This window comes from Streptomyces sp. NPDC049879 (assembly GCF_044461265.1).
Lineage (GTDB): Bacteria > Actinomycetota > Actinomycetes > Streptomycetales > Streptomycetaceae > Streptomyces.
The window spans coordinates 65,256-89,238 of the sequence record NZ_JBITKT010000008.1 but is presented as its reverse complement, the minus strand read 5'-3'; the positions used below and the strand labels follow the sequence as shown (position 1 = coordinate 89,238).

Annotated in this window: 20 protein-coding genes and 1 pseudogene; 7 read left to right on the top strand and 14 right to left on the bottom strand. The window is 75.3% G+C overall.

What is annotated here, in order from left to right; translation table 11 throughout:
• Positions 1–2: 2 nt before the first annotated feature.
• Positions 3–3,245, bottom strand: coding sequence for an amidohydrolase family protein (locus tag ACIBPC_RS25290; RefSeq protein WP_398847768.1), 3,243 nt, complete (start codon positions 3,243–3,245; stop codon positions 3–5).
• A 320-nt stretch (positions 3,246–3,565) separates the two neighbouring features.
• Between ACIBPC_RS25290 and ACIBPC_RS25285 the strand changes: the two genes are divergently transcribed.
• Positions 3,566–4,402, top strand: coding sequence for a hypothetical protein (locus ACIBPC_RS25285; RefSeq protein WP_398847767.1), 837 nt, complete (start codon positions 3,566–3,568; stop codon positions 4,400–4,402).
• A 103-nt stretch (positions 4,403–4,505) separates the two neighbouring features.
• Here the strand turns inward: ACIBPC_RS25285 and ACIBPC_RS25280 are convergent, their stop codons facing one another.
• The 5 genes from ACIBPC_RS25280 to ACIBPC_RS25260 all read right to left on the bottom strand — a co-directional run bounded on the left by ACIBPC_RS25280 (position 4,506) and on the right by ACIBPC_RS25260 (position 9,081).
• The gene (locus ACIBPC_RS25280; RefSeq protein WP_398847765.1) at positions 4,506–5,240 is read right to left on the bottom strand and encodes a transglycosylase SLT domain-containing protein; all 735 of its coding nucleotides are present in this window, start codon (positions 5,238–5,240) and stop codon (positions 4,506–4,508) included.
• A 300-nt stretch (positions 5,241–5,540) separates the two neighbouring features.
• Entirely contained in the window at positions 5,541–6,434 is an 894-nt protein-coding gene (locus ACIBPC_RS25275; protein ID WP_398847763.1) for a DUF4232 domain-containing protein, read from the bottom strand.
• On the bottom strand, positions 6,418–6,918 hold the full coding sequence (locus ACIBPC_RS25270) for a sigma-70 family RNA polymerase sigma factor (protein WP_362967185.1): 501 nt from the start codon (positions 6,916–6,918) through the stop codon (positions 6,418–6,420). The genes ACIBPC_RS25275 and ACIBPC_RS25270 overlap by 17 nt, the downstream gene beginning before the upstream one ends.
• Before the next feature lie 116 nt (positions 6,919–7,034).
• Entirely contained in the window at positions 7,035–8,306 is a 1,272-nt protein-coding gene (locus tag ACIBPC_RS25265) for a hypothetical protein (RefSeq protein WP_398847761.1), read from the bottom strand.
• Positions 8,307–8,481: 175 nt separating this feature from the next.
• On the bottom strand, positions 8,482–9,081 hold the full coding sequence (locus ACIBPC_RS25260) for a TetR/AcrR family transcriptional regulator (protein WP_398847759.1): 600 nt from the start codon (positions 9,079–9,081) through the stop codon (positions 8,482–8,484).
• Positions 9,082–9,161: 80 nt separating this feature from the next.
• On the opposite strand from ACIBPC_RS25260, the gene ACIBPC_RS25255 reads away from it, so the two are divergent.
• Positions 9,162–9,395 carry a hypothetical protein gene (locus ACIBPC_RS25255; protein WP_362967171.1) on the top strand — a complete coding sequence of 78 codons (234 nt, stop codon included), beginning with the start codon at positions 9,162–9,164 and terminating at the stop codon, positions 9,393–9,395.
• 10 nt (positions 9,396–9,405) lie between these two features.
• On the opposite strand, the gene ACIBPC_RS25250 is transcribed toward ACIBPC_RS25255, so the two are convergent.
• Positions 9,406–9,936, bottom strand: coding sequence for a MarR family winged helix-turn-helix transcriptional regulator (locus tag ACIBPC_RS25250; protein ID WP_398847757.1), 531 nt, complete (start codon positions 9,934–9,936; stop codon positions 9,406–9,408).
• Positions 9,933–11,645 carry an FUSC family protein gene (locus ACIBPC_RS25245; RefSeq protein WP_398847756.1) on the bottom strand — a complete coding sequence of 571 codons (1,713 nt, stop codon included), beginning with the start codon at positions 11,643–11,645 and terminating at the stop codon, positions 9,933–9,935. The genes ACIBPC_RS25250 and ACIBPC_RS25245 overlap by 4 nt, the downstream gene beginning before the upstream one ends.
• Before the next feature lie 195 nt (positions 11,646–11,840).
• On the opposite strand from ACIBPC_RS25245, the gene ACIBPC_RS25240 reads away from it, so the two are divergent.
• Positions 11,841–12,950 carry an N-acetylmuramoyl-L-alanine amidase gene (locus ACIBPC_RS25240; RefSeq protein ID WP_398847754.1) on the top strand — a complete coding sequence of 370 codons (1,110 nt, stop codon included), beginning with the start codon at positions 11,841–11,843 and terminating at the stop codon, positions 12,948–12,950.
• Positions 12,951–13,035: 85 nt separating this feature from the next.
• Here ACIBPC_RS25240 and ACIBPC_RS25235 read toward each other — a convergent pair whose 3' ends face one another.
• The 3 genes from ACIBPC_RS25235 to ACIBPC_RS25225 all read right to left on the bottom strand — a co-directional run bounded on the left by ACIBPC_RS25235 (position 13,036) and on the right by ACIBPC_RS25225 (position 16,256).
• A complete protein-coding gene (locus ACIBPC_RS25235; RefSeq protein ID WP_398847752.1) occupies positions 13,036–14,514 on the bottom strand; it encodes a glycoside hydrolase family 16 protein in 1,479 nt (492 codons plus the stop codon).
• Positions 14,515–14,676: 162 nt separating this feature from the next.
• On the bottom strand, positions 14,677–15,210 hold the full coding sequence (locus tag ACIBPC_RS25230; protein ID WP_398847750.1) for a universal stress protein: 534 nt from the start codon (positions 15,208–15,210) through the stop codon (positions 14,677–14,679).
• 5 nt (positions 15,211–15,215) lie between these two features.
• Complete coding sequence (locus ACIBPC_RS25225) at positions 15,216–16,256, bottom strand: DMT family transporter (RefSeq protein WP_398847748.1); 1,041 nt, start codon at positions 16,254–16,256, stop codon at positions 15,216–15,218.
• An 84-nt stretch (positions 16,257–16,340) separates the two neighbouring features.
• Here ACIBPC_RS25225 and ACIBPC_RS25220 point away from each other — a divergent pair, with 84 nt between their 5' ends.
• The gene (locus ACIBPC_RS25220; RefSeq protein ID WP_398847746.1) at positions 16,341–17,270 is read left to right on the top strand and encodes a LysR family transcriptional regulator; all 930 of its coding nucleotides are present in this window, start codon (positions 16,341–16,343) and stop codon (positions 17,268–17,270) included.
• On the opposite strand, the gene ACIBPC_RS25215 is transcribed toward ACIBPC_RS25220, so the two are convergent.
• The 3 genes and pseudogenes from ACIBPC_RS25215 to ACIBPC_RS25205 form a co-directional block, all read right to left on the bottom strand.
• Positions 17,210–17,485, bottom strand: coding sequence for a cellulose binding domain-containing protein (locus ACIBPC_RS25215; RefSeq protein WP_398848047.1), 276 nt, complete (start codon positions 17,483–17,485; stop codon positions 17,210–17,212). The genes ACIBPC_RS25220 and ACIBPC_RS25215 overlap by 61 nt on opposite strands.
• 99 nt (positions 17,486–17,584) lie before the next feature.
• A pseudogene (locus tag ACIBPC_RS25210) lies at positions 17,585–18,556 on the bottom strand (right-handed parallel beta-helix repeat-containing protein); the annotation flags it as partial.
• A 177-nt stretch (positions 18,557–18,733) separates the two neighbouring features.
• On the bottom strand, positions 18,734–19,645 hold the full coding sequence (locus tag ACIBPC_RS25205; protein WP_398847744.1) for a UTP--glucose-1-phosphate uridylyltransferase: 912 nt from the start codon (positions 19,643–19,645) through the stop codon (positions 18,734–18,736).
• A gap of 194 nt (positions 19,646–19,839) precedes the next feature.
• Between ACIBPC_RS25205 and ACIBPC_RS25200 the strand changes: the two genes are divergently transcribed.
• The 3 genes from ACIBPC_RS25200 to ACIBPC_RS25190 all read left to right on the top strand — a co-directional run bounded on the left by ACIBPC_RS25200 (position 19,840) and on the right by ACIBPC_RS25190 (position 23,933).
• On the top strand, positions 19,840–20,532 hold the full coding sequence (locus tag ACIBPC_RS25200; RefSeq protein WP_362967155.1) for a hypothetical protein: 693 nt from the start codon (positions 19,840–19,842) through the stop codon (positions 20,530–20,532).
• A gap of 129 nt (positions 20,533–20,661) precedes the next feature.
• Positions 20,662–22,101, top strand: a complete 1,440-nt coding sequence (gene zwf / locus ACIBPC_RS25195; RefSeq protein ID WP_398847743.1) for a glucose-6-phosphate dehydrogenase — start codon at positions 20,662–20,664, stop codon at positions 22,099–22,101.
• Entirely contained in the window at positions 22,098–23,933 is a 1,836-nt protein-coding gene (locus ACIBPC_RS25190) for a glycoside hydrolase family 15 protein (protein ID WP_398847741.1), read from the top strand. Before zwf ends, ACIBPC_RS25190 begins: the two co-directional genes overlap by 4 nt.
• The last annotated feature ends 50 nt before the right edge of the window (positions 23,934–23,983 follow it).

Sequence of the window (23,983 nt, the reverse complement as noted above, 5' to 3'; positions counted from 1 at the left end):
CGTCAGAGAGCGCCGTCACAGCAGCCGTCCCGCCGCATCCGGCGCCCGGCGTCCCGCCAGGTCTCCGCGTGCGGCGACGGCCCTCCCTCCGCACCCTCCGGCACGGCCCCCTCGAACGCGCCCGTCAGCGCGGCCTGTTCGAAGACGTGCCCGCCCCGCAGGACCGCGACCGTGCGGACCAGCGACGCGAAGTCCTGGAACGGATCGCCGTCGACCACCGTCAGATCGGCCAGCTTCCCCTCCTCCACGGTCCCCAGGTGCTCGTCCAGCCCGAAGACCCGCGCCGGCACCGACGTCGCCGAACGCAGCACCGCCGCCGTGGACAGCCCCGCCCGGTGCAGCGCGCGCAGCGCCAGGTGCAGGTGCAGACCCACCGGCACGAGCGGCTGGTCCGTCCCCAGCGCCACCAGCCCGCCCCCGGCCACCAGCCGCCGGTAGACCGCCGTCTCCCGGTCGAGCGCCGCCAGTTCGGCGTCCGTCGGCGGACGCCCCGCCTGGTCGCGCACCAGCGGCACGTCCCACGGCGGCATCAGCACGGCGACCCGCGGATCGTCCGCCAGTCCCGGATCCGCCCCCAGCAGCGGCAGCGCCGTGAACGGGGTGGCGATCAGCCGGAAGTCCGTGCCCGTGTAGATCTCCTCCACGTCCTGCCCTGACCGCCCCGTGCCCGAGGTCGCGTGCCCGTACTCCGCACGCTGCGTCGCCTGCAGATGCGTCGTCAGGTCCTGCCCGCTGTGGATGCCCGACGCGCAGTAGTGGCTGCCCGCCCGGACCCCCAGACGCTCGTGCGCGTACGCCGTCGCCTCGTTCATCAGCCACAGCGGCGCCCGCACGTACGTCTTGACGAAGTCCCAGTCGAGCCCGGCGGCCCTGTCGAGCGAGCGCCGCAGCCCCTCCCGCGTGCGGTGCGCGCGCCCCATGCTGTAGCCGACGCGGCCGCCGTCGAGCAGCTCGCCCGTCGCCAGCAGCCGCGGGCCCGCCAGCTCCCCGGCGGCGACCGCCTCCCGCAGCCGCGCCTGCTCGTAGGCGAACCCGCCGAGCGAGACGGCGGTCGTGATGCCGTACGCGAGCTGCAGCGCCGTCTGGCGCCCGCCGTACGTGGACTGCCAGGGGTGGGTGTGCGCGTCCCACAGGCCAGGAAGAACGGTCCTGCGGGAGGCGTCCACGTGCCGGTCAGCCCGCCGTCCGGCGCGGTGCGGCTCGACCGCCGCGATCCGGCCGTCCCGCACCAGGATGTCCACGTCGCGCCGGACCGCGTCCGACGTGCCGTCCCACAGCCGCCCGGCGTGCACCACCGTGTCGGCGGCGCGGGGGCGCCGGTAGGACAGGTCCACGGGCACGGTGACGGGGCGCCCGCCGTCCACCCCGATCCGCCGGAGCCTGCCCGCCGACAGGTAGAGGAGCGTGCGCGAGTCGCCCGACCAGGACGGGTGGTCCGCCGCCTCGGACGTGAGCCTGCGCGCCTCACCCGCGGGTGTCCCGTCCGGCTCCACCGGGAGCAGCCACAGCGCGGACTCGGCGACGACGGCCATCCACCGGCCGTCGGGGGACCACACCGGGCCCGAGTCGTAGCGGTCGGACAGGGACGTGTGCGGGGCGACGGCGTGGAGGACGGCGGTGCCGTCCTCCGTGTCCACGACGCGGATCAGGTTGTAGCCCTCGCGGAAGCGCTGGTTGATCCGGTTCCGGTCGCACAGCGCGACGTACCGGCCGTCGGGCGACCAGCTGGGGCGGCCCGGCAGGCCGCCGCCCGCCAGCGGCGCGGCCAGGGTGCGCTCCGTACCGGCGTCGAGATCCCGGACGACCAGGTCCCCGGCCATCGTCAGGGCCGCGAGCCGCCGCCCGTCGGGGGACAGGGCGGGGAAGACGCGTCCGCCGGTGGCGAGTACGGTCTCCTCGCCCGAGCGGAGGCCGCGGCGGCGTACGGCGTACAGGCCGTCCCGGTCGTCCGCGTAGACCAGGCCCTCGCCGTCAGGGGTCCAGGTCGGCGCGAGGACGTAACGGGTCGGGTCCGCGCGCAGGACGCGGCGCGGCCGGGAGCGGCCGTCGACGGGCGCGGTCCACAGGGCGTTGAGCGCGGCGAAGACGACCTGACGTCCGTCGGGCGAGAGCGCGGGCATGTGCAGGCTGCGCACGGAGTGGCGGCCGCCGTCGTCCAGCGAGCGGCGTTTGGGGCGGTAGTCGTCGCGCCGTACGGGGAGCGTCGCGGTGAACGGGATCTCCTCGCCGCCGCCGGGCGACCCGGGGCGCACGATGCGGAACTGCCCGTCCACGGTGAGCAGGAGCGAGTCGTCGGAGATCCAGCGCACCGGGACGGGGTGGATGTCCCCCTCGACGGGCACGGCCGCGCCGTCCACCACGAGCGTGCACGACGCGCCCGGCTGGGGCGTGGTGCGCAGGTACGCGAGCCTGCCGCCGGGGGAGAGCGCGGGCACCATGATCTGCCCGGTCCCCGTGTCGGAGTGCTCGGTGGTGACGGCGCCGGTGCCGTCCGCGGACACCGCCGCGACGGTCCGCGCGCGCAGCTCGCCGGGCGCGCCGACCGCCGCGCGGACGAAGAGCACCCGCCGGCCGTCCGGCGACCAGGCGGGGTCGAAGTCCTCCCAGGCGCCGCCCTGGAACGGCCCGTCCTGGCCGGGCAGTCCGGTGAGCCGCGTGAGCGCGCCCGAGCGCACGTCCAGGGTCCAGACGCGGTACGGGCCGCCCGCCACCGTGTCGCCGCCGCGCTCGGAGGAGAACGCGATCCGCGTGCCGTCGGGCGACCAGCTGGGGCCCCGGTCGTCCCACGGGCCCTCGGTGCGCTGCCGCAGCTCCGAGCCGTCCGCGCGCAGGGTGAACAGGTGGTAGCCGCCGTCGCGGTAGGCGGTGACCACGAGGGTCCGCCCGTCGGGTGCGAAGTGCGGGCGGGTCGGTTCGAGGTCGGACGGGGTGAGGGCCGTGGCGGCGCCGCCGCCGCGCGGGACGGACCACAGGACGCCCTGCACCTCCGCGACGAGGCGGTCCCCGGCGGGGGAGAGGGTGGCGGCGCCGTTGGTGGCGGCGGTGAAGGTGAGCGGCGCCGTACGGGACGCCGCCGGGGTGGCGGCGGACGCGGGCGCGGTGACGGCGGGGACGAGGGCGGCGGTGGCACCTGCGGTCGCGGTCGCCTGGAGGAAGACGCGGCGGGTGAGGCCGGGGGAACCGGTCCCTTCCCCGTCGTCGTCCGGCGGAACGGTGCCGAGGGCTGCGGGCGTGGTGGGGTTCACGGCACGGCACCCTAGGGGGCGCGAGCGGCGCACCGTACCCCCGCAAGTCGTGCGCCCCCGGCGCGCGCGACCGCGGAACGCGCCGTCCCAGAGGGGGAGTTATCGGACAGGCGCGGACATGACAGCGCCGGATCGGCCCCGCCGGTCCATCGCGGGCAACAGTCCGGCCATGACAATGTCACAGGCCGCCGCACGCCCCGCCGCCGCCTCCCGGCACCCGGGCACCCCCACCGGCCGGGCTACGGTGACGGGATGACCGGACGACCCCGCCCCCACCGCGCCGCACCCCGCCGCCGGACCGCGCTCCCGGGCGCCGCCCGGTGAGCCGCCGGGCGATCGGCATCGCGAACCGCTACCTGGCCGCCGCCGAACTGCTCCTCCCCGGCCGGATCACCGGCTTCTGGCTCGTCGGCTCGGCCGCGCTCGGAGGCTGGCGCCCCGGCCGCAGCGACACGGACTTCATCGCCGCGACGGACGGCCCCCTCGACGCCCGCGACCTGCGCCGCCTGCGCGCCCTGCACGTCGCGGGCAACGCCGTACCGGCCGGCTCGGCGCTGCTGCGCGCGCGGCCGACCGTGCCCGGCACGGTGAACGGGGCGTACGTCGACGCGGCCGACCTCACCGCGCCGGTCACCCGCATCCGGCCGCTCGCCTCCCACGTCGGCCGCACCTTCAGACCCGGCCACGGCTCCGACGTCAACCCGGCCGTCTGGAAGGTCCTGGCCGAACGCGGCATCACCCTGCGCGGCCGCGCCCCATACCTCCTCGGCCTCGACCCGGAGCCGGAACGCCTCCGCTCCTGGACGCTCACCAACCTCCGTGAGCACTGGGGCGCCTGGGCACGCCGCGCCCTGGACGGCAGGGCCCCCGCCACCCCCTCGCTGCTCCGCGCCGAGATCACCACGGGCACCCTCGGGCCGCTACGCCTGCACCGCACGGTCGCGACGGGCGAGATCGTGACGAAGGAGGCGGGCGGGCGCCACGGCCTCGACCTCTTCCCCCCGCACCGGCGCGCCCTGATCCACGCGGCGCTCGCGCACCGGGACGGCGGCACCCCGCCCGCGTCGGCCCGGCTGCTGCGCCTGGCCGGGGAGTTCGCGCGCGAGGTCGTCGCCGACGCCGAGCGGATCGCCGCCGAGGACGGCGCCCGGGACTGACGGGCAGGCACAGCACGGCAAGCACAGCACAGCAGGACACGGCAGCGGCGACGGAAACCCGTCGCCGCTGCCGTGCCGCGCGCGCTGTCCGCGTGAACCGGGATCAGTAGGCGCCGAACACGTTGTCCATCGAGCCGTAGCGGTCGGCGGCGTAGTTGCAGGCCGCGACGATGTTGGCGACCGGGTCGTACAAGTCGTACGGGGTGCCCTCGACGTGGTAGCGGTCGAACGTCGGCTGGATGACCTGCAGCAGGCCCTTCGACGGCACGCCGTTCTGCGCGTTGATGTCCCAGAGGTTGATCGCCTTCGGGTTGCCGCTGGACTCGCGCATGATGTTGCGGTGGATGCCCTCGTAGGAGCCGGGGATGCCGTGCTCCTTCATGATGGCCATCGCCTCGCGTATCCACCCGTCCAGGTTGTCCGGGTAGGTCACCTCGGCGGCCTCCGGCTTCGCCTCGGGGGCCAGGCTCTCGGCCGGTGCCTGCGCCGGTGCCTCGGGCTGTGCCTCGGCGGCGGCCTCGGGGGCGCTCTCCGGCGCCGCGTCCGCGACGGTCTCCGGGGCCTTCGCCGCCGGGGCCTCGCGCGGGGCCAGGTCGACGATGTGCTGCGTGCCGCCGAGCGTGTCGCTGACCGCGATGGCGTTCTTGCCGGGCGCGGCGCTCAGGAACGCCATCGGTGCGTCGGTCTGGGTCGCCACGCGCGCCGGTGCCGTGGCGGCGGACGCCTGGGTCGGGACGAGGGCTACGGTCAGGGCCGCGGCGCCGGCGGTGACGACGCCGGCGATGGAGGCCCTGCGGGTCCACATCCGGCTCGTGCCGGTGGTGCGGGTCGCGGTCATGGGAGGGGTACCTCGTTCGCAGAGAAGGGCGGTGAACGTCGCGGATGCGGACGAGCGGCCATTCTCAGCAGGTGTTCGGAAACCGGACAACCATGGGACCTACGAGCCATCGCCGTAGCCGAAAGACCCTGTCCCGGGGGTCTGTCCCGGGGTCAGTCGAGTAAGTGCGGTCGCAAACCACTAAGGCGCTTCGTATGTGACGGCCGTCATGTGCGCCGGCTCACACCCCGGGGCGGCCCGGCGGGCGCCGCGTGAGCCCCGCGACACGGTGCGTCACGGGGCCCGCGGCGTACCCGGGGGTCAGGCGCCGCCTTCCGCGCGCACCGGCGCCACGGACAGGAGGGACACGTCCTCGTCGGCGCAGCCGGTCAGCGCGTCGTCCGGCAGGTACAGCGCGGCCCGCTCGTCCGGCGGGTAGACGCGCAGGCCGCGCGCCGGGGTGGGGTCGCAGTCCTCGGCGGGGTGGTTCGCCGCCTGCGTGACCCGCAGGTCCGTCACGGCGGAGCCGTCCGGCGCCAGCGCGACGGGCACGGGCGCGCCGTCCGTCTCCGCCCGTTCGGCCGGGGCCCCGATCTGCTCGCCGCCGTCGCCCGCGACCAGCGAGACACCGGGGAAGCCCGTCATCGTGCAGGCGGCGTCCCCCGTGTTGGTGAAGCGCAGCGTCAGGTACACCGAACCCGCCGCGCCCTCGGTCGCGGCGATGGACAGGTCCAGCTGGTCGCTCCCGCAGACGCCGGACGCGCCGGGGGCGGTCCCGGTCTCCTGGCCGCCGCCGCCGGACGGCTCGGGCGCCGGGTCGGACGAGGCCGGGCCGCCCGTACCGCTCGCCTCCACGGAGGGTTCGCCCGTGCCTGAGGGCGCCTCCGCGCGGGACGGACTCCCGCGCTCCGACGCGTCCTCGTCCACCGGGGCGGACGAGCGGGACACCGGCGGCGCGCTCACCGGCGGCGGATCCCCGGGCCGCGTCAGCGCGACGACGGCCGTCGCCCCGGCCACGCACACGGCCGTGGCCGCGCCCGCCGCGACCACCCGGCGCCGCCGGCGCGCGGCGGCCCGGCGCCGTACGGCGGCGAACGTCCCGGCGGGCGGCGGCAGCGGTGTCACGGGCGCCGCGAACAGCCCGTCCAGACCGGACGGTTCCCCTCCGCCCGCCGCGGCGCGCGGGTCGTCGTGCGGGTCATGTGGTGATGTCATGGAATCCCCTCAACGCGCTCCGCAGCCGTTGCCTGGCCTTGTACAGGTCGCTCTTGACGGTGCCGGGACGGCGGCGCAGGACGGACGCGATCTCGTCCACCGGCAGCCCGGCGTAGTAGTGGAGGAGTACGGTCACCCGCTGCCGGTCGGGCAGCGACTCGACGAGGCTGCGGACGGCGAGGCCCTGGTCGGCCGCGGGGGAGTCCTCGCGCACCGCGTCCAGGTCGCGGGCCGCGCGCCGCTCGCGGTCCCGGCGGCGCCAGTGGTCCTTGACCAGGTTGGCGGCCACGCTGAACAGGTACGACTCCGGCCGGTCCACCGCGGACCACCGGGACCACAGGCGGGTGAACGCCTCGGACGCTATGTCGTGGGCCACCTCGTCCGAGTCCACCAGCCCCCGGCACCAGCCCGCCAGCCGCGGGTAGAACCCCGCGAACAACGCCTCGGCGGCCCGTTCCCCGGCACCCGTCCCGCCTTCGCCCACGGTCTCGTCCCGCACCCGTTCCGCCCTCGCCGCCGGTCCGTCCCCTGCATCCGCGCCCGGGAGCCGCCGCGTACGGGGGACCGCCCCCGCGTCCGCGCCCGGGAGGAGCGTCCGTGTCACGCCGTCACCACGGCCTCCCAGCCGCCCGGCGGGGCCTGCCCCACCCCGAGGGCGCGCAGGTTCGCCAGGACGCCGGGGTCCTGGGCGTCCAGCCAGTCGCACAGCTGCCGGAAGGAGACGAAGCGCACCTCGTCCCGGCCGGCCATCTCCCGCAGTGCCTCCTCGACGGCGTCCATGTACACGCCGCCGTTCCACTGCTCGAAGTGGTTGCCCACGAACAGCGGAGCGCGGTTGGAAGTGTAGGCGCGTTCGAATCCGCCCATGAGCGCCCCCCTCGCCTCCTCGCGCCAGGTGTCGAAACGGGCGGGGTCGCCCTGCGTCGTGTCGCCCGACTGGTTGGCCAGCATGCTGTAGTCCATCGACAGGACCTCGAAGCCGTGGCCGGGGAACGGCAGCGACTGCAGCGGCAGGTCCCACAGGCCCTCCCGCTGCGCCGGCCACTGCTGGAGGCCGCCGGGGGAGCTGGCGTCGTACCGCCAGCCCAGCTCGGCGGCCACCGGCAGCAGCGCCTCCTGGCCCATCAGCCCGGGGGTGCGGCCGCCCGTCAGCTCGCGCTCGTAGTCGAACGGCAGCGGCGGCACGTCGTCGGCGAACCCGGTGTTGGTCCGCCACTCGGTGACGAACGCCTTCGCCTGGGCGATCTCGCTGCGCCAGTCGTCCGCGCTCCAGTGGGCGACCGAGCCGTCGCCGCCGAGGAAGTGGCCGTTGAAGTGCGTGCCGACCTCGTGGCCCTCCAGCCACGCCGCGCGCAGCTGGCCGAGCGTGTCCCGTATGTGGGCGTCGGACAGGTAGCCGATGTCCGAGGCGCCCCGGGGGTTGCGCGGCGGCTCGTAGCGGTCGCGCCGTGCCTCGGGCAGCAGGTAGAGCCCGGACAGGAAGAACGTCATCGACGCGCCGATGTCCCCGGCCACGCCCCGGAACCGGTCGAACAGGCCGTCGTCCAGCGCGCCCGCCCCGTCCCAGGAGACGACGACGAACTGCGGCGGACGTTCCCCCGCCGCGAGCCGCCGCGCCTCGGGCTGGTGCGGCTGGGGGCCGGTGTCGGCGGTGGAGCCGTCGCCGATGAGGCGGGGGTGCTCCAGGCTCGGCGCCTCCTCCGCCGGCTCCCCGGGCTCCTCCGGCTCCGGCGTCCCGCCGCCCGTGTCCGGCGCGGGCTCCGCCGCCCCGAAGCGCGACCGGTCCGTGAGGCCGAGCGCCGAGACCGCGGTCGGGTACACGCCGCCGACGATCCCCGCCGCCCCCAGGGCGAGCACACCCCGGCGGCTCACGACGCGGCTCCGCTTCCCCGCTCGTCTGTCCTGGTGGTCGCGCACGGAGGCCCTCTCTCTGTCGAACGGCACTGCTCCCGACACCTCATGGAGCGTGAAGCCATGGGCTGGGTTGTCACCGTTCTGCAACAGAGAAAGAAGTCCGGGGGCCGTCGGGCCCGGCGCCCGCGCCGGGTCAGCGGGCGGCCAGCGCCGCGTCCAGCAGGAGCGCGGCCGCCGCGCGCGCGGCGGCCGCCGCCCGGGCCTCCCCGGCGATCGAGGTGCTGACGACGGCGCCCTCGTGCAGGCTGAGCAGCTGCACGGCGAGGTCGGCGGGGCGGGGCGCGCCCGCCTCGGTCAGCAGCCGGTGGAACAGGTCGCGCAGCCACTTCTTCTCCGCCACGACCACCTGCCGCCCCGGGTGCTCAGGCTCGGGCAGCTCGGCGAAGGCGTTGATGAAGCTGCACCCGCGCTCCGACCCCTCCAGCCACACGGGCAGCACGTCGAACGGCGCCAGGACGCGGGCCGCCCGGTCGCCGTCCCCGATCTCGTCGAGGCGCGCCGCGACCTGCTCGCGCCAGCGCCTGTCGCGCGTCTCCAGGTACGCCACGAGCAGGCCGTCCTTCGAGCCGAAGCGGTCGTAGAGCGTCCGCTTGGTGACGCCCGACTCGGCCGCGATCGTGTCCACGCCGACCGCGTGGATGCCGCGCCGGTAGAACAGCTCGGACGCGACGTCCAGGATCCGCCGCGCCCCCGGTGTCAGACGCCGGCCTCCGCCCGTCGTGGCAGCGGTCATACCGTGCACCCCTTGCGTTTCACAGGTCTGTATACCTAGCATCGTGCCAACTTCACAGACCAGTATAGTTGGAGGTTCCGATGGGACGCATGGGTCCGCTGCTGCGACCGCTGATCAGGTTCGCGCGCGAGGTCGGCCACGGCCTGAGCGCGGGGAACGCCATCCGGCACGGCCGCACCCCGAGCGCGGCCGCCGCCGCCGCGACGGCGGCCGTCCGCGCCGAACCGCCCCCCGCCGTCACCCCCGGCCACGGCGGACACCGCCCGTACCACTCCTGGGACGGCCCCCTGGTCCGCCTCCGCGACGGCTCCTGAGCCGCGCGGGTCACGCCCCGCGGCCGCCCTCGACCGGGCGGCCGATCCGCCCCTCCAGCTGGCCGAGCAACCGGGCGAGGCCCGCGCTGAGTTCGCGCCGCTCGTCCTCGCCGAGACCGCCGATGACCGACCGCTCGTACGCGAGCTGCTCCGGCATCAGGCGGTCCACCAGGGCGCGGCCCGCGCCGGTCAGCCGCACCTGCGCGGCGCGCCGGTCGCGGGTGTCGCCGCGCCGCTCCAGCAGGCCGCGCTCCTGGAGCCGCCGCAGCCGCTTGGTGACGGCCGCGCCGGAGGAGAACGTCTCCCTGACCAGCTCGCCGGGACTGAGGTCGTGCCCGGTGCGGCGCAGCGCGCCCAGCAGGTCGAACTCGGCCCGCGTCAGGCCCTCGCGCCGCAGCGGCGCCTCCTCGGCCTGCTGGAGGAGGGCGGCGCAGCGGTTGACGCGGCCGATCAGTTCCATCGGCCCGGTGTCGATGCCGGGCGCGACCGACTGCCACTGGCGCACGACCACGGCGACCGTGTCGTCGTTCGGGGCGTTCATCGTGCTGCGTGCTCTCCGTTCCGTCCCTGGCGGACGCGGTGCCGTACCGCCGCCGTGAGCGTACGGTGTCCCGCCGCCTCGGCGCGGGCCACGTCCGCCGCGGCGGCGGGTCGGTGCCCCCATTCGCCGCCCGCCGTGTCGGCCGCGGCGCGCAGCGCGGCCAGCGCGGCGGCGAGGTCGCGCCTGGCGGCCTCCAGCGCGGCCGGTGCGGTGTCCGGGGCGGCCATCAGCCGTTCGACCGCGGCCCCGGCGGCGTCGGCGCGCCCGGCCAGCCGGCCGACGCGCGCCCCGGCCCGCCGGTTGGTGACGACGGCGGCGGCGAGCAGACCGAAGGCGGCGCCCGCCAGGGTGTCGAGCACGCGGTCCGCGACCAGCCCGCCCGCCTCCTGCCGCGTGCCGAACTCGCAGATCAGCAGCGCCATCGGCGTCACGAACAGGCTGCCCGCCCAGTAGTTGCGGGTGATCACCGCCTCGGTCACGAAGGCGAAGGCCAGGCAGCAGCACGCCAGGGCGACGGGCCCCTGGTGCTCCAGCGGCACCGTGGCGGCGAAGACCAGGACGCCCAGCAGGTTGCCCAGCGTCCGCTGGAGGGCGCGGCTCCAGGTCAGGGTGACGTTGGCCTGGTAGAGCGCGGCGGCGGTGACGATCGCCCAGTAGGGACGCCCCACGCCGAGTGCCGCCGCCGCGCCGCCCGCCATGGCGCAGCCCAGCGCCGTGCGCAGCGCGACGGGCAGCAGGAGCGAGCCGGGCGCGAGGGCGGCGCGCAGCGCGCCCGCCCCCCGCCCCTCCCCGGCGGCTCCGGCGGCCCCGGCGAGTTCGGCCTCGACGCGCAGCAGGCGCTCGGCCGTCCCGTCCGGGTCCGGGGGCACGGGTACGGGCCCGCGCCGTCGCAGCAGCCGTGCCCAGTGGCGCAGCCGTTCCGCGTCGGCCGGGCCCGCGGACGGGTCGGCCGCGACCGCCTCGCCGTGCAGCAGCAGGCGCAGGAGCGGGGCGTGCCGTCCGCCGTCGCCGGGGCGGGCGGTCAGCAGCGTGTGCCAGGCGGCGGAGTCGGTGCCCGCGGCCCTCCGCGACGCGCGGGCGGTGTCCGCGCCGCCGCGGGTGCGGGCGGCGACGAGGTCCGCCGCGCCGAGCAGCGCCCGCGCGGTGGCCCGCCGCTCCGGGCCGTCGCGGCGTACGAGCGCCGGGGCGAGCGTGACCAGCCAGGCCAGCGCCCCGGCCCCGGCCGTCAGCCCGGCCAGCTCCGGCAGGCGGCCGGGCGGCTGGGGGGAGAAGAGGCAGGCGGAGCTGATGAACGTCAGGATCACGGCCCCCGGCGGCCCGATCCGCACCGCGTCGCACACCGTCTTCTGCGCGGCGGCGAGCAGCGCGCCGACCGCGATCAGCACGGGCACCGAGCCGGTCGCCGACGCGGTGGCGAGCGCGGCGGCCGACCCCGCCGTCATCCCGGCCACGACCCACGCCACGGTCCTGGCGCGGGCGGCGTACGGCAGGTCGTGCCCGTAGAGGGCGCACAGCGAACCGGCCATCGTGTACACCGCCAGGTCCAGGCGCCCCGCCGCGAGCAGCACCGCCAGCGGGACGCCCGCCGCCGCGACGACGCTGAACGCCCGCTTGTGCCAGGAGTCCGAGGGCCGTGCCAGGCGCAGGGAGGCCCGTACGGGCAGGGGCGGCAGGAGCGCGCGGCGGGGGGTCGTGAGGGCGGAGGGCATGCTGTCCACGTTAACAGGTATTACACCTGTGAAATAAATGCCGGAGGGTGGCGCGGGCGGAGCCGATCGGCGTGGTGCGCCGGACCGTGCGGCCCGCCTCGTTGACATGGGCATGTAGCAGCGTCGAGTGTGGACCCGGCGCCGCGCCCGGCCCCACCGGGACGCCACGCATCCGCCTCCACCGATCGGAGCCTCATGTCCGGACGATCCGCCCCACGCCGACGCCTGCGCCTGATCCCCCTGGCCACCGCCGTCCTCGCCACCGTCCTCGCCACCGCGCCCCCCGTCGCCGCCGAGGAGTCGGCGACACCGGTGAACGACGCGTTCGCCTCGGCCGCCGCCGCGTACGACGTCCCGCGCGACCTCCTCGTCGCCGTCGGCTACGGCGAGACCCGCCTCGACGACCACGACGGCCTGCCCAGCCACGCCAACGGCTACGGCGTCATGCACCTGGTCGACAACCCCACCCGCCGCACCCTCGACGAGGCCGCCGCCGAGACCGGCCTGCCCGCCGGACTGCTGCGCGGCGACACGGCCGCCAACATCCGCGGCGGCGCCGCCCTCCTGCGCCTCGCCGCCGACGCGGCCGGGATGAAGCCGTCGGAACGCGAGGACCTCGACGCCTGGTACACCGCCGTCGCCGCATACGGCGGCGGGGGCGGCGGAGCGGCGGAGGACGCCACCGCCGCGAGGCTCTACGCCGACGCCGTCTACGACCTGCTGCGCAGCGGCCTCAGCGCCCGCGTGGACGGCGGCGAGACCGTCGCCGTCGGCCCGCGCTCCGTCGACCCGGACCTGGGCACGTACGCCGACGCCGCACCAGGGCCGCTCAGCGCGGACTACCCCGCCGCGCACTGGGTCCCCGCCAGCGCGCAGAACTACCGGGCGGGCCGCACGCAGCAGATCAGCGCCATCGTCGTCCACGTGATGCAGGGCTGGTACGCGGGGTCGATCAGCTGGTTCCAGAACCCGGCGTCGCAGGTCAGCTCGCACTACCTCGTCCGCTCCTCGGACGGCGACGTCACACAGATGGTCCGCGACGCCGACACGGCCTGGCACGCCCGCTCGGGCAACGCGTACAGCATCGGCATCGAGCACGAGGGCTGGGTCGACGACCCGGCGTGGTTCACCGACGCGATGTACCGCTCGTCCGCCGCCCTCACGCGCCACCTGGCCGACCGCTACGGCATCCCGCTGGACCGCGAGCACATCATCGGCCACGTCGAGGTGCCGGGCAACGACCACACCGATCCCGGCCCGAACTGGGACTGGGACTACTACATGGACCTCGTCAACGGCTCCTGACCCGCGCCCGCCGCGCCGCCGCCCCCGGCGAGGGGACGGCGGCACGGCTCGCGCCGCCGCCGGCCGAACGGGTCGGCCGGACGGGTCAGTCGAACGGGATGGTGATCACCGACTGGTTGCCGATGCCCACGGTGCTCGTCCCGTTGCCGATGGCGTTCCACACCTCGACGCGTACGCGCCCGTTCACCAGGTCGCCGTGGCTCCCGGTGGACGCACGCAGCCCGGCCGTCTGCCGGTAGTGCTCGTAGCCGGGCACCGGGTCGGTGGCGAAGTAGTGGTACGTCTCGGTGCGGTCCCAACTGCCGTCACCGGTCCGGTCGTACGAGACCCGGACCTGCTGCCCGTTGCCCACGGTCGTGCCCGAGTCGGCGAACAGGTCGAACACCGTCGCCGCGCCCGTGTACGCGCCGCTCACGTTGGACACGGTGAAGGTCTGCGGCTGCGACGGCGTCCCGTCGTGGTTCGCGCCGCCCGCCGACGCCACCGTCGCCGAGCCGGCCGAGCCCGCCGCCGCGTTCAGGGCGCCGCCCGACCTCAGGTAGAACGTCGATTCCCCGGTGGGCGGGTCCGGCGGGTCGGTGGGGCCACCGCCGCCGCCCCGGGTCCACACCGCCACGTAGTCCACGACCATCGGGCGGCCGGGGACGGTCGCGGCGGTCGGGGTGGCGTGGCCCGCGACGCCGTCGGGGAAGCCGCCGCCCATCGCGACGTTCAGCAGGATGAAGTACCCCGCGTGATCGGTCATGCTGGCCCAGGTCGCGGCGCCCACCTGGGTCTGCGTCACGGTGTGGAAGAGCTGGTCGTCCACGTACCAGCGCAGCGCGTTGGGCGTGGAGGAGCGGTCCCACTCGAAGCTGTACGTGTGGAAGGCCGACTGGCACGTGGCGCCGGGGCAGGGGCGGCTCGCGCCGAGACCGTTCGTCTCGTTGCAGGGGCCGCCGGGGTTGACGCCGCAGTGCAGCACGCCCCACACCGAGTTGATGCCGTTGACGTTCTCCATGATGTCGAACTCGCCGATGGCCGGCCAGTTCCAGTAGTTGCCCCGGTAGGGCGCGCCGAGCGCCCAGAACGCGGACCAGTAGCCGAGGGCGGCCTGCCCGGTCACGTTCGGCATCTGGAGGCGGGACTCGATGCGCAGCACGCCGCCCGCCGGTGCCTTGAAGTCGGCCCTGCGCGTCTCGATGCGGCCCGACGTCCAGTTCCCCGCCCCGTCGCGCAGCGGGGTGATCCGCAGGTTGCCGCCGCCGTCGAGGCTGAGGTTGTTCGTGGAGTTGGTGTAGTTCTGGATCTCGCCCGTGCCCCAGTTGCCGGGGCCGCCCGGGTAGCCGTGCCCGGTGTCGATCTGCCAGTTCGTGCCGGACGGCAGGGAGCCGGCCGCGCCCGTGAAGTCGTCGCTCCACTGGAGCGTCCAGCCGGGCCGGGACGGCACGGCGCCGTTCGCCGGGCTGGCGAGCAGCGCGGCCAGTACGCCGATCAGCGCCGCCGCTGCCGTCAGCAGGGTCCTGGCCGCCGGTCGCGGCCCGAGTCTTCGGGCGCCCGGGGGAGCGGTGCGGGATGAGGCCATGGGGGAACGCCTTCCTGGACGGTGGAGGAAAACGTCCGGGTCCGGGGGGACCCGGACGTCTCAGGGGTGAGAGCGCTCTCGTCCAGGGTTGTAGAGGCGTCGGGCGCGGCCGTCAATCCGCGCCGCACGGGATGCCTCGGGCGGCCGCCCGGCCGCGCCGCCTCAGTGCGGCGTACGGGGCCCCGGCAGCAACGCGCCGAGCCCGGCCCCACGGCGTCCGAGCTGCCGCAACGCGTCGAGGTCGTCGTGCAGCGGCGCGTGCGGCACGGCGAGGACCGGGCAGCCCGCGTGCGCCAGGCAGTAGCGCGACGGCGAGGGGCCGGTCAGCCGCCGCCACAGCCCGCGCCGCCCCGTGCCGACGACGAGCAGGTCGTCCGGCCGGTCCGCGAGCGAGACGAGCGCCTCGCCCACCTGCCCCTCGATCACCACCGCCTCCACCGGCACCCCCATGCGCATCCCGCCGAACGCCGCGCGCAGCGCCCCCCGCAGCTGGTCGCGCGCCGCCAGCCGGAACGCGTCCGCCTGCGCTTCGGGGCCCGGCCGCCGCATCCCCCCGAGGGGCACGGTCCACGCCAGCGCCGCCATCAGGGACGCGCCACGGCGGCGCGCCTCGTCAGCCGCCCTGTGCAGGGCCGTCATACTGCCCAGCGATCCGTTGACACCCACCACCACGCGCTGCCCGTCGGTGCGGTCCACCGCGCTCACCTCCGTCGTACCGGCCGTTGTCTCTCCTCCCCCTCTTGTCCCGCACCGTCCGGTATACCGCCTGATACGTGTCCGGTGTCCTCCGGACGTGTACTCCGCGGCCTCCCGGGCATCCGCAGTCGCCCCTGCCCCACCAGCACGGCGAGGACGACGACCACCCCACCGGCCACTTCCCGCAAGGCCAGTTCCTCCCGCAGCACCAGTACGCCCAGCACGACGCCGCCCACCGGTGTCAGATACGTCACAGTGGACGCGAGCGTGGCCCCCCACGCGTCGATCACCCGCGCGTACCAGATGTACGCGACGCCCGTGCTGACCGCGCCGAGCGCCAGCATCGCCGCACCGGCGGCCGGGGTGAGCCGCACCGGCCCCCACGCGGCGAACGGCGCGAGGACGAGCGACAGCAGCGCGCCCGCGCCGATCTGCCCGGCGGTCACCGTCACGGCGTCGTACGGCGTGCGCCGCAGGAACCGGCGGGTGCAGACGAAGCCGAGCCCGTAGCAGACGGTTCCGCCGAGGCACGCCAGCTGGGCCGTCAGCGCCCGGCCGCCACCCAGGTCACCGGCGGCGCTCCACGGCGCGGCGACCAGCACGACGCCCGCCGCCGCCGTCAGGAAGGCCCCGGTCTTCGCCCGCGTGAGCCGCTCCTCCGGCAGCAGCGCGAGAGCCACCAGCATCGTCGCGACAGGGGTGGCCGCGTTGTAGATGCTGGACAGTCCCGACGGCAGGTCGCGCGCCGCCCAGGAGAACAGCAGGAACGGCACGACGCACAGCACCGCGCCCATGCCCGCCAGCTCGGCCCACACCCGCGGCCCGCGCGGCCATGGCCGCCCCGTGACGGCCATGACCACCGCGAGCGTCGCGGCGCCGAGGACGAGCCGCCCTACGACGACCTGGCCGGGGGACAGCACCCCCACGGCGACCTTGATGAACAGGAAGCTCGCGCTCCACGCCGCCGCGGCCCCCAGATACCCCGCGCCCGTCGCCCCCGTTCCGCCACCCCGGCCCACCCCGCGCTCCTCCCGTACGTCCCGCACGCTCCGTTCCGACGCCCCCGAGCCTGGTCTACGCTGGCCCTATGTGGCAAACACATGACTCTCATGGAGAGATGAGCTGACCTCATGGCCGTGACGCTGCGCCAGGCGGACGTGTTCCTCGCGGTCGCCGACCACGGCGGCTTCAGCGCCGCCGCCGACCACCTCGGCATGAGCCAGTCGGCGGTCTCGCACACCGTCGCCGCCCTGGAGCGCGAGGTCCGCGCGCCGGTGCTCCAGCGCGGCCCCGCCGTCGCCCCCACCGCGTTCGGCGAGGCGCTGCTCCCGTACGCGCGCGCTGTGCAGGCGGCGGCCCGCGCGCTGGAGGCACGGGTCTCCCGCGAGCACGCGGAGGCCGCCACGGGCACCGTCAGGCTGGCTGCGGCGCCCACCGCGGCCCACCGCCTCGTCCCCGGCCTCCTGCGGCGCTGGAAGGCGCGCCTGCCCGCGCTCGACGTGCGCCTCTTCGAGGGGGACGACGCCGAACTGGCCGACTGGCTGCGCACGGGAACGGTCGACGCCGCCGTCCTCATCGACCCGGAACGGCCCCACCCCGGCGCCGTCCCCCTCGCCCGCGACGACTTCCGCGCCGTGCTCCGCCGCGACCACCCCCTCGCCGCCGAGCCCTCCGTCCGCCTCGCCGACCTCGCCGACGACCCGCTGCTCGTCTCCTCGGGCGGCTGCGAGCCGCAGATCTCCGCGCTCCACGCGCTGGCCGGCGTCCCCTACCGGCCCGCGCAGCGCGTCCACACCCTCGCCACGCTGCTGGGCATGGCCGAGGCGGGCCTCGGCGTCGCCGTCATGCCGTCGCTCGCCCACACGATGCTGGGCGACGGCCTCGTCATGGTCCCGCTCACGCCCCGCGCCGAACGGGTCCTGCTGCTCACCGGCCCGGCGGACCGGCCGTGGCACCCGCAGGTCGAGCAGCTCTGCGGGATGGTGCGGACGGACGCGTCTCACCCGGCGGCGCACACGGCGCCGACCGCGCCGCCGGGCGGTGCGCCGTCCGCCGTGTAGCCGAAGGCCGCGGTCGCGCCGGGGGAGAGGGCGCCGTTCCACGACGCGTCGGTGACCGTGATCCGTGAGCCGTCCAGCGTGTGGACGCCGCTCCACAGGCTCGCGATCCTGGCGGTGCCGAGGTCCCAGGCGACGGTCCAGCCGCCGATGGGGGCGTCGCCGGTGTTGGTGACGGTGACCTCGGCCTTGAAACCGCCGGACCAGGTGCCGGTCACGCGGTGCGCCGCCGTGCAGCCGCCCTGCGGGCCGGGGTCCCCGGGGTCGGTCGGGTCGGTCGGGTCGGTCGGATCGGTGGGCCCGGACGGACCGCCCACCGGGACGCCGGGGTTGGCCAGCCCGTTGCCGCCGGTCACGGTGTTGTCGGCGTCGATGGTGACCGGGCAGTCCTCGGCGTCGTAGTGGGTGACGTTGATGGCGTAGCGGTCGGGTCCGGTGGCGCCGGTGAGGTCGGAGTGGTTGTTCCGGAAGACGGCGCCGCAGCCCCAGCCGTCCTGCACCTCGTGGGTCTGGAAGCCGTCGTTGGTGGTGCGGGTGCCGGTGTTGTCCTGGACGAGGACGTCGTTGCCCTTGATGTCCACCCAGGAGTCGTCGTAGTTGGCGCCGGTGAGGCCGCTGCCGTCGAAGGTGTTGCCGATGATCCGGGTGCCGGTGGTGCCCTCCTTGATGTCGATGTTCTCGCCGCCGATGCCGGGGCCGAGGACGTTGTCCTGGATCAGGACGCGGTCGCTGCGGTCGTCCGTGCCGCCCGCGCTGCCCACGTAGACGCCCTCGCCCATCCCGCGGCCGTTCCGCCCGGTGTCGTAGACGCGCGAGCCGGTGAGGGAGCCGTCCGAGCTGGAGTCGCGGAAGTGGACCGCCTCCATGTCGAGGCCGTGCACGGTGACGTCGCTGATGTGCACGTGGTCGGCGTCGTCGAGCACGATGCCCTTCTGACCGCCCGTCACGGTGACGCCGCTGACGTTCCACCAGGAACTGCCGTCGAGGTGCAGGCCGTAGCCGCCTCCGGCGGTGAGGACCGCCGTCGCGGGCCCCGTCAGGGTGATGGGCGCGGACGCCGTGCCGTCCACCGTCGCGTCGAAGTTGCCCCGGTAGGTGCCGGGGGCGAGGCGGATGGTGTCGCCCGGCGCGGCCGAGGCGAGGGCGTCCTCCAGCTCGTCGGCGGTAGCGACCTCCACGACGGCCGCCGCCCCGGCGGACGGGGCGGCGGTGGCGGCGCTGACGGAGGGGGCGCCCGCGGCCAGCAGCAGGCCGGCGAGCGAGGTGGCGGTGAGGGTGCGCGTGCGCATGATCAGGTGTCCTCCGGTGTCGGGAAGTTCACGTGACTGAACATGATTCGCGTGCATGAACGAGAAGCTGAGGGGAAGTTAGGCCCGCTCCACCGCCCCGTCAAGGGGAACCCCGCCCACCGGCGGCGGCGCGGCGGGCACGTGGCCGGACCCGCCGGCTCCGCGCCCGCCGCACCGTCAGCCCTCCGACACTGCCGTCCCGTCCAGGTCGCGCGCCAGGCGGCGCAGCACGGGACCGTACTCCGGATGCGCCAGCGCCGAGGCCATCTGCGCGACGAGGTAGTCCGCCGGATTGCCCGTGTCGTACCAGCGCCCGGAGATCACCTGCCCGTACACGGCACGGCCGGACGCGTACGCGTTGATCGCGTCCGTCAGGTAGATCTCGCCGCCGCGGTGCTCGTACCAGCGCGCCGTCTGCTCCCGCAACTCGTCGACGATCCCGGCCGTGATGACGTAGCCGCCGATCGCGGCGTACGCGGACGGCGCGGCGGCCGGCTCCGGCTTCTCGACCAGCCCGCTGATCCGCAGCAGGCCGTCACCGAGGTCTTCCTTCACCATCGGCACCCCGTAGCGCCGCGAGTCCCCGGGGTCCATCGGCATCAGGGCCAGCACGGGGCAGCCGGTCGCCTCGTACGCGCGGATCAGCTGCTGCGCGCGGGGCACCTCCGCGACGAACACGTCGTCGGGCCACAGGACGAGCATCGGCTCGTCCCCGGACAGCCGGGCCGCGTTGAGCACGGGCGTGCCGTTGCCGTAGGGGCCGTGCTGGTCGAGGTAGGTGATGTGCCCCTCCCGTGCCAGGTCGGCGACCTCCTCGACGGCCCGCGCGTACGCCGTCTTGCCGTCGGCGCGCAGCCGTTCGACGAGGGCGGGGTTGGGCCGGAAGTGTTCCTGGATCAGGGACTTGCCCCCGGAGACGACGATGGTGATGTCCGTGACGCCGGACGCCACCAGCTCACGCACCGTGTGCTCGATCACCGGCTTGTCACCGACCGGCAGCATCTCCTTGGGTGTCGCCTTGGTCAGCGGCAGCAGACGCGAACCGAGCCCGGCGGCAGGGATGACGGCCCTGCGGATCGTCGGCGGCATGGACTCTCTCTCGGTCGAACGGGACACCGCACCGGCCGGTGCGGCGGGCACGACGGCCCGGCGCCGTCCACCCCCGTGCGTACCGGTCCGCCGCCGTGCCCGAACATACCGTCAGCGACGTGACGGGAGGGCATCCACAGCATGTCGAACACATGCAGGGGAGAACCGCGCGCGCGTTCGAGTAGGGTCCAGGCGTGGGAAAGATCCTGTGGCTGCAGACGGCGGATGGCGCGGAGAAGGACAAGCGGGGCGCCGGGCCCCCGGACGGCGGGGTGCGCCACGCCATCTGGGTGGCACCCGACAGGGAGGCACGGCGGCGGTACGCCGCCCAGGTCCTCGCCTGCCCCGAGGTCTGGTCCCCGCCCGCCGCGAAAGGCGAATGGAAGCGCGGCGTCCGCGCGTTCACCCTGTGGCAGGACCGGCAGCGCACGGCGAAGCTCGCCGACGTCGTCACCCGCGCCGCCGGGCCGAACGGCCAGGCCGTCTACGAGGTGCTCGGCGCCGCCGGCGAACCGCTCGCCCGCGTCACGCGCGTCCCCGCCTCCGCCCTGCGCCGCGCCCGCTGGACGGTCGAGACGGCGGACGGCCGGTCCGCCACCGGCAGGAAGGGCAACCCCTTCTGGTGGACGGTCTGGTGGCTCATCTCCCCGATCCAGCTCCTCCTGCTGCTCGCCGCGCTCCTCGGCGGCGACGTCGCCAGGCCGCCGCGCCGCACCAAATGGCGCACGGCGGAGGGCGTCGTCCTCGACTGGGCGTCGGGCGGCCGCGACTTCGAGCTGACCGAGGTGGCGGGGGAGTGGGACCCGCGTGTGACGGCCGCCCTGATCGCCCTGCTCCTCAGCCACGAGGGCTGGCTCGGCGACAACTGGGCACGCCCCCGAGGCTGACCCCCCGTCCCCTGCGGAGCGGCAAGCCGGTGACCCCGGCGCCCGCTCCGGCGGGTTCCGTTGGCCGACGGCCCCGCGGCGCGCAAGGTGAGGTCAGCACCCGGCGCACGAGAGGGAGACGACCCCACCATGACCGCCGACGATCACTCCTCGCCAGCCGCCCCCGGCGACCCCCAGGTCCTGGTCATCTTCGGCTCCACCGGCGACCTGGCACGCCGCAACCTGTTCCCCGGCCTGTTCCGCCTCCACCGGGCGGGCATGCTGCCCGACCGCTTCCGCGTCATCGGCTCAGGCCGCCACTCGCCCGGCACCGACGAGGAGTTCCGCGACCGCCTCGGCGCGTCCGTACGCGAGTACGCCCCGGACGCCTGGGACCAGGCCGCCTGGGACGCCTTCGCCCCGCACATCGGCTTCGTCGCCTCCTCGGCCGACGACGGCGAGGACCTCGCCGCCGCCGTGCGCCGCGCGCGCCGGGAGGCGGGGGACCGCTGCCGCACCCTGCTCTACCTCTCCGTGCCGCCCTCCACCGCCGAGGACATGGTCCGCATGCTCGGCGCCACCGGCATCGCCGAGGACGCCTCCCTCATCATGGAGAAGCCCTTCGGCCGCGACCTGGCCAGCGCCTGCTCCCTCGACGCCGCCATCGCCGGGATCGTCCCGGAGGAACGGGTCTTCCGCATCGACCACTTCCTCGGCAAGGAGGCGGTGCAGAACCTCCTCGCGCTCCGCTTCGCCAACGGCGTGTTCGAGCCCGTCTGGAACCGCGAGCACATCGCCTACGTCCAGATCGACGTCCCCGAGGACCTCGGCCTCGAAGGCCGCGCCGGATTCATGGAGTCCACCGGCACCTTCCGCGACATGGTCTCCACCCACCTGTGCCAGATCCTCGGCTTCGTCGCCCTCGAACCGCCCGCCAGGATCGCCGCCGAGGAGCTGCGCGACGAGAAGCTGAAGGTCTACCGCGCGCTGCGCCCGTTCGACCCGGCCGAGACCGTCTTCGGCCAGTACGAGGGCTACCGCGACGAGGACGGCGTCGCGGACGACTCGGACGTCGAGACCTTCGTCGCCCTGCGCGCCTGGGTCGACAACTGGCGCTGGCAGGGCGTCCCCTTCCTCCTGCGCACCGGCAAGCACATGGCCAGGTCGGAACGCGTCGTCACGGTCGGCTTCCACAGCCCGCCGCACGCCCTCTTCGGCGACGCGCCACGCCCCGAGTGCCCCGACGAGCTGTCCCTCGAACTCAGCGACGAGCCCGTCGTCGCCCTCCACCTCCGCGCCAAACGCCCCGGACCCGAACTGCGCCTGGGACGCGGCACGTTCACCTTCCGCTCCGACGACGACTTCGGCGGCGCGGTCCCGCTGGAGGCCTACGAGAAGCTCCTGCTCGACGCGATGCGCGGCGACCAGACGCTCTTCACCGGTGCCGCCGAGATCGAGCGGCTGTGGGAGGTGTGCGACCCGGTGCTGCGCCACCGCCCCGACCCGCTCCCGTACGCCCGCGGCTCGTGGGGCCCCGACGCGGCGCTGCGGCTGCCGGGCGGACGCGGCTGGGCGGTGGGGGACGCGTGAGGCCCCTCGACCCCCCGTACCTGCCGATCGCCGAGCACGGCGTGATCGGCGACCTGCGCACCGCCGCCCTGGTGGGCACCGACGGCAGGATCGACTGGTTCTGCGCGCCGCGCTTCGACTCGCCCAGCGTCTTCGGCGCGCTCCTCGACCCGGACAAGGGCGGCCACTGGGTGATCGCGCCCCAGTGCGACGTGGCGTCGCGGCAGCAGTTCTACTTCCCGGACACCAACATCCTCATCACCCGCATGCTCACCGAGGACGGCATGGTGGAGGTGCAGGACTTCATGCCCGTCCTGCGCGAGCGGGACACCGGCCACCGCCAGCGGCTCGTCCGCCGCGTCGTCAGCGTGCGCGGCGGGATGCGCATGCGCGTCGAGATCGCACCGCGCATGGACTACGGGCGCGGCCGGCACCGCGTCGAGACCCGTCCCGGCGGCCTCCGCTTCGTCGGCGACTCCCAGACCCTCACCCTCCTCAGCGACATCCCGCTGCACCTGCGGGACACCGACGCCTGGGGCGAGTTCTCGCTGGGAGAGGGGCAGTCGGCGCTGTTCGTGCTCGACACGGCGGGCGATCCCGCCGAGGCCGCCGTGGACGAGAAGGACGCCGAGGAACTGTTCGAGGCGACCGTCGCGTTCTGGCGCAAGTGGCTGAGCCAGTCGCGCTACACCGGGCGCTGGCGCGAGATGGTGAACCGCTCGGCGCTCACCCTCAAACTCCTCACCCACGAGCCGAGCGGCGCCCTCGTGGCCGCCCCCACCCTCGGCCTGCCGGAGCGCCTCGGCGGCGAGCGCAACTGGGACTACCGCCACGTCTGGATCAGGGACGCGGCCTTCTCCCTGTACGCGCTGCTGCGGCTGGGCTTCACCAACGAGGCGGGCGCGTTCATCGGCTGGCTGACCCGCTGCCTGCGGCAGACCGGCGCGGGCGAGGACGGCGGCCCGCTGCGCGTGATGTACACCATCGACGGCCACGCCGACCTGCCCGAGGAGGAGCTGGACCACCTCGCCGGCTACCGCGGCTCACGCCCCGTCCGCACGGGCAACAGCGCCGCCGGCCAGCTGCAGCTCGACATCTACGGCGAACTCGTCGACTCCATCTACCTGTTCAACAAGTACGGCACCGGCATCTCGCACGACAGCTGGACGGACCTGTGCGGCGTCCTCGAATGGCTCCTCGGCCACTGGGACCAGCCGGACGAGAGCATCTGGGAGACCCGCGCGGGCAAGCAGGACCACACCTACTCGCGCGTCATGTCCTGGGTCGCCGTCGAGCGCATGGTCCGGATGGCCCGCCAGCGCGGCCTGCCGGGCGACCTCAGCCGCTGGATGGCGGTCCGCGACCGCATCTACCGCCAGATCATGGACCGCGGCTGGGACCCGGACACCGGCGCGTTCGTCCAGCGCCTGCGCGACAGCGAGGACGGCTCCTGGCGTCCGCTGCTGGACGCGTCGCTGCTGCTGATGCCGATGGTCAAGCTGGTCTCGCCGACCGACCCGCGCTTCCGCTCGACGCTGGAGGCCATCACGGAGGGACTGGTCGCCGACACGCTGGTGTTCCGCTACGACCCGGCCCTCGCGCCGGACGGACTCGGCGGCGCGGAGGGCACGTTCTCCATCTGCTCCTTCTGGTGGGTGGAGGCGCTGACCCGCACCGGCAGGATCGGCCAGGCGCGGCTGGCGCTGGAGAAGATGTTCACCTACGCCAACCACGTCGGCCAGTACGCGGAGCAGATCAGCCTCACCGGCGAACACCTCGGCAACTTCCCCCAGGCGTTCACCCACCTGGCCCTCATCAGCGCCGCGACCAACCTCGACCGCACGATGGGCTGACACACCGCCCGGCCCCCGCGCGGGCACACCCGGTCCGGCCGCCGTCCGCC

Coding starts and splice junctions, on each gene's coding strand:
- ACIBPC_RS25280 (WP_398847765.1), bottom strand. CDS start 5,240: ATGACCGCGACCCGCACCACCGGCACGAGCCGGATGTGGACCCGCAGG.
- ACIBPC_RS25275 (WP_398847763.1), bottom strand. CDS start 6,434: ATGACATCACCACATGACCCGCACGACGACCCGCGCGCCGCGGCGGGC.
- ACIBPC_RS25260 (WP_398847759.1), bottom strand. CDS start 9,081: ATGACCGCTGCCACGACGGGCGGAGGCCGGCGTCTGACACCGGGGGCG.
- ACIBPC_RS25255 (WP_362967171.1), top strand. CDS start 9,162: ATGGGACGCATGGGTCCGCTGCTGCGACCGCTGATCAGGTTCGCGCGC.
- ACIBPC_RS25250 (WP_398847757.1), bottom strand. CDS start 9,936: ATGAACGCCCCGAACGACGACACGGTCGCCGTGGTCGTGCGCCAGTGG.
- ACIBPC_RS25245 (WP_398847756.1), bottom strand. CDS start 11,645: ATGCCCTCCGCCCTCACGACCCCCCGCCGCGCGCTCCTGCCGCCCCTG.
- ACIBPC_RS25240 (WP_398847754.1), top strand. CDS start 11,841: ATGTCCGGACGATCCGCCCCACGCCGACGCCTGCGCCTGATCCCCCTG.
- ACIBPC_RS25235 (WP_398847752.1), bottom strand. CDS start 14,514: ATGGCCTCATCCCGCACCGCTCCCCCGGGCGCCCGAAGACTCGGGCCG.
- ACIBPC_RS25220 (WP_398847746.1), top strand. CDS start 16,341: ATGGCCGTGACGCTGCGCCAGGCGGACGTGTTCCTCGCGGTCGCCGAC.
- ACIBPC_RS25205 (WP_398847744.1), bottom strand. CDS start 19,645: ATGCCGCCGACGATCCGCAGGGCCGTCATCCCTGCCGCCGGGCTCGGT.
- zwf (WP_398847743.1), top strand. CDS start 20,662: ATGACCGCCGACGATCACTCCTCGCCAGCCGCCCCCGGCGACCCCCAG.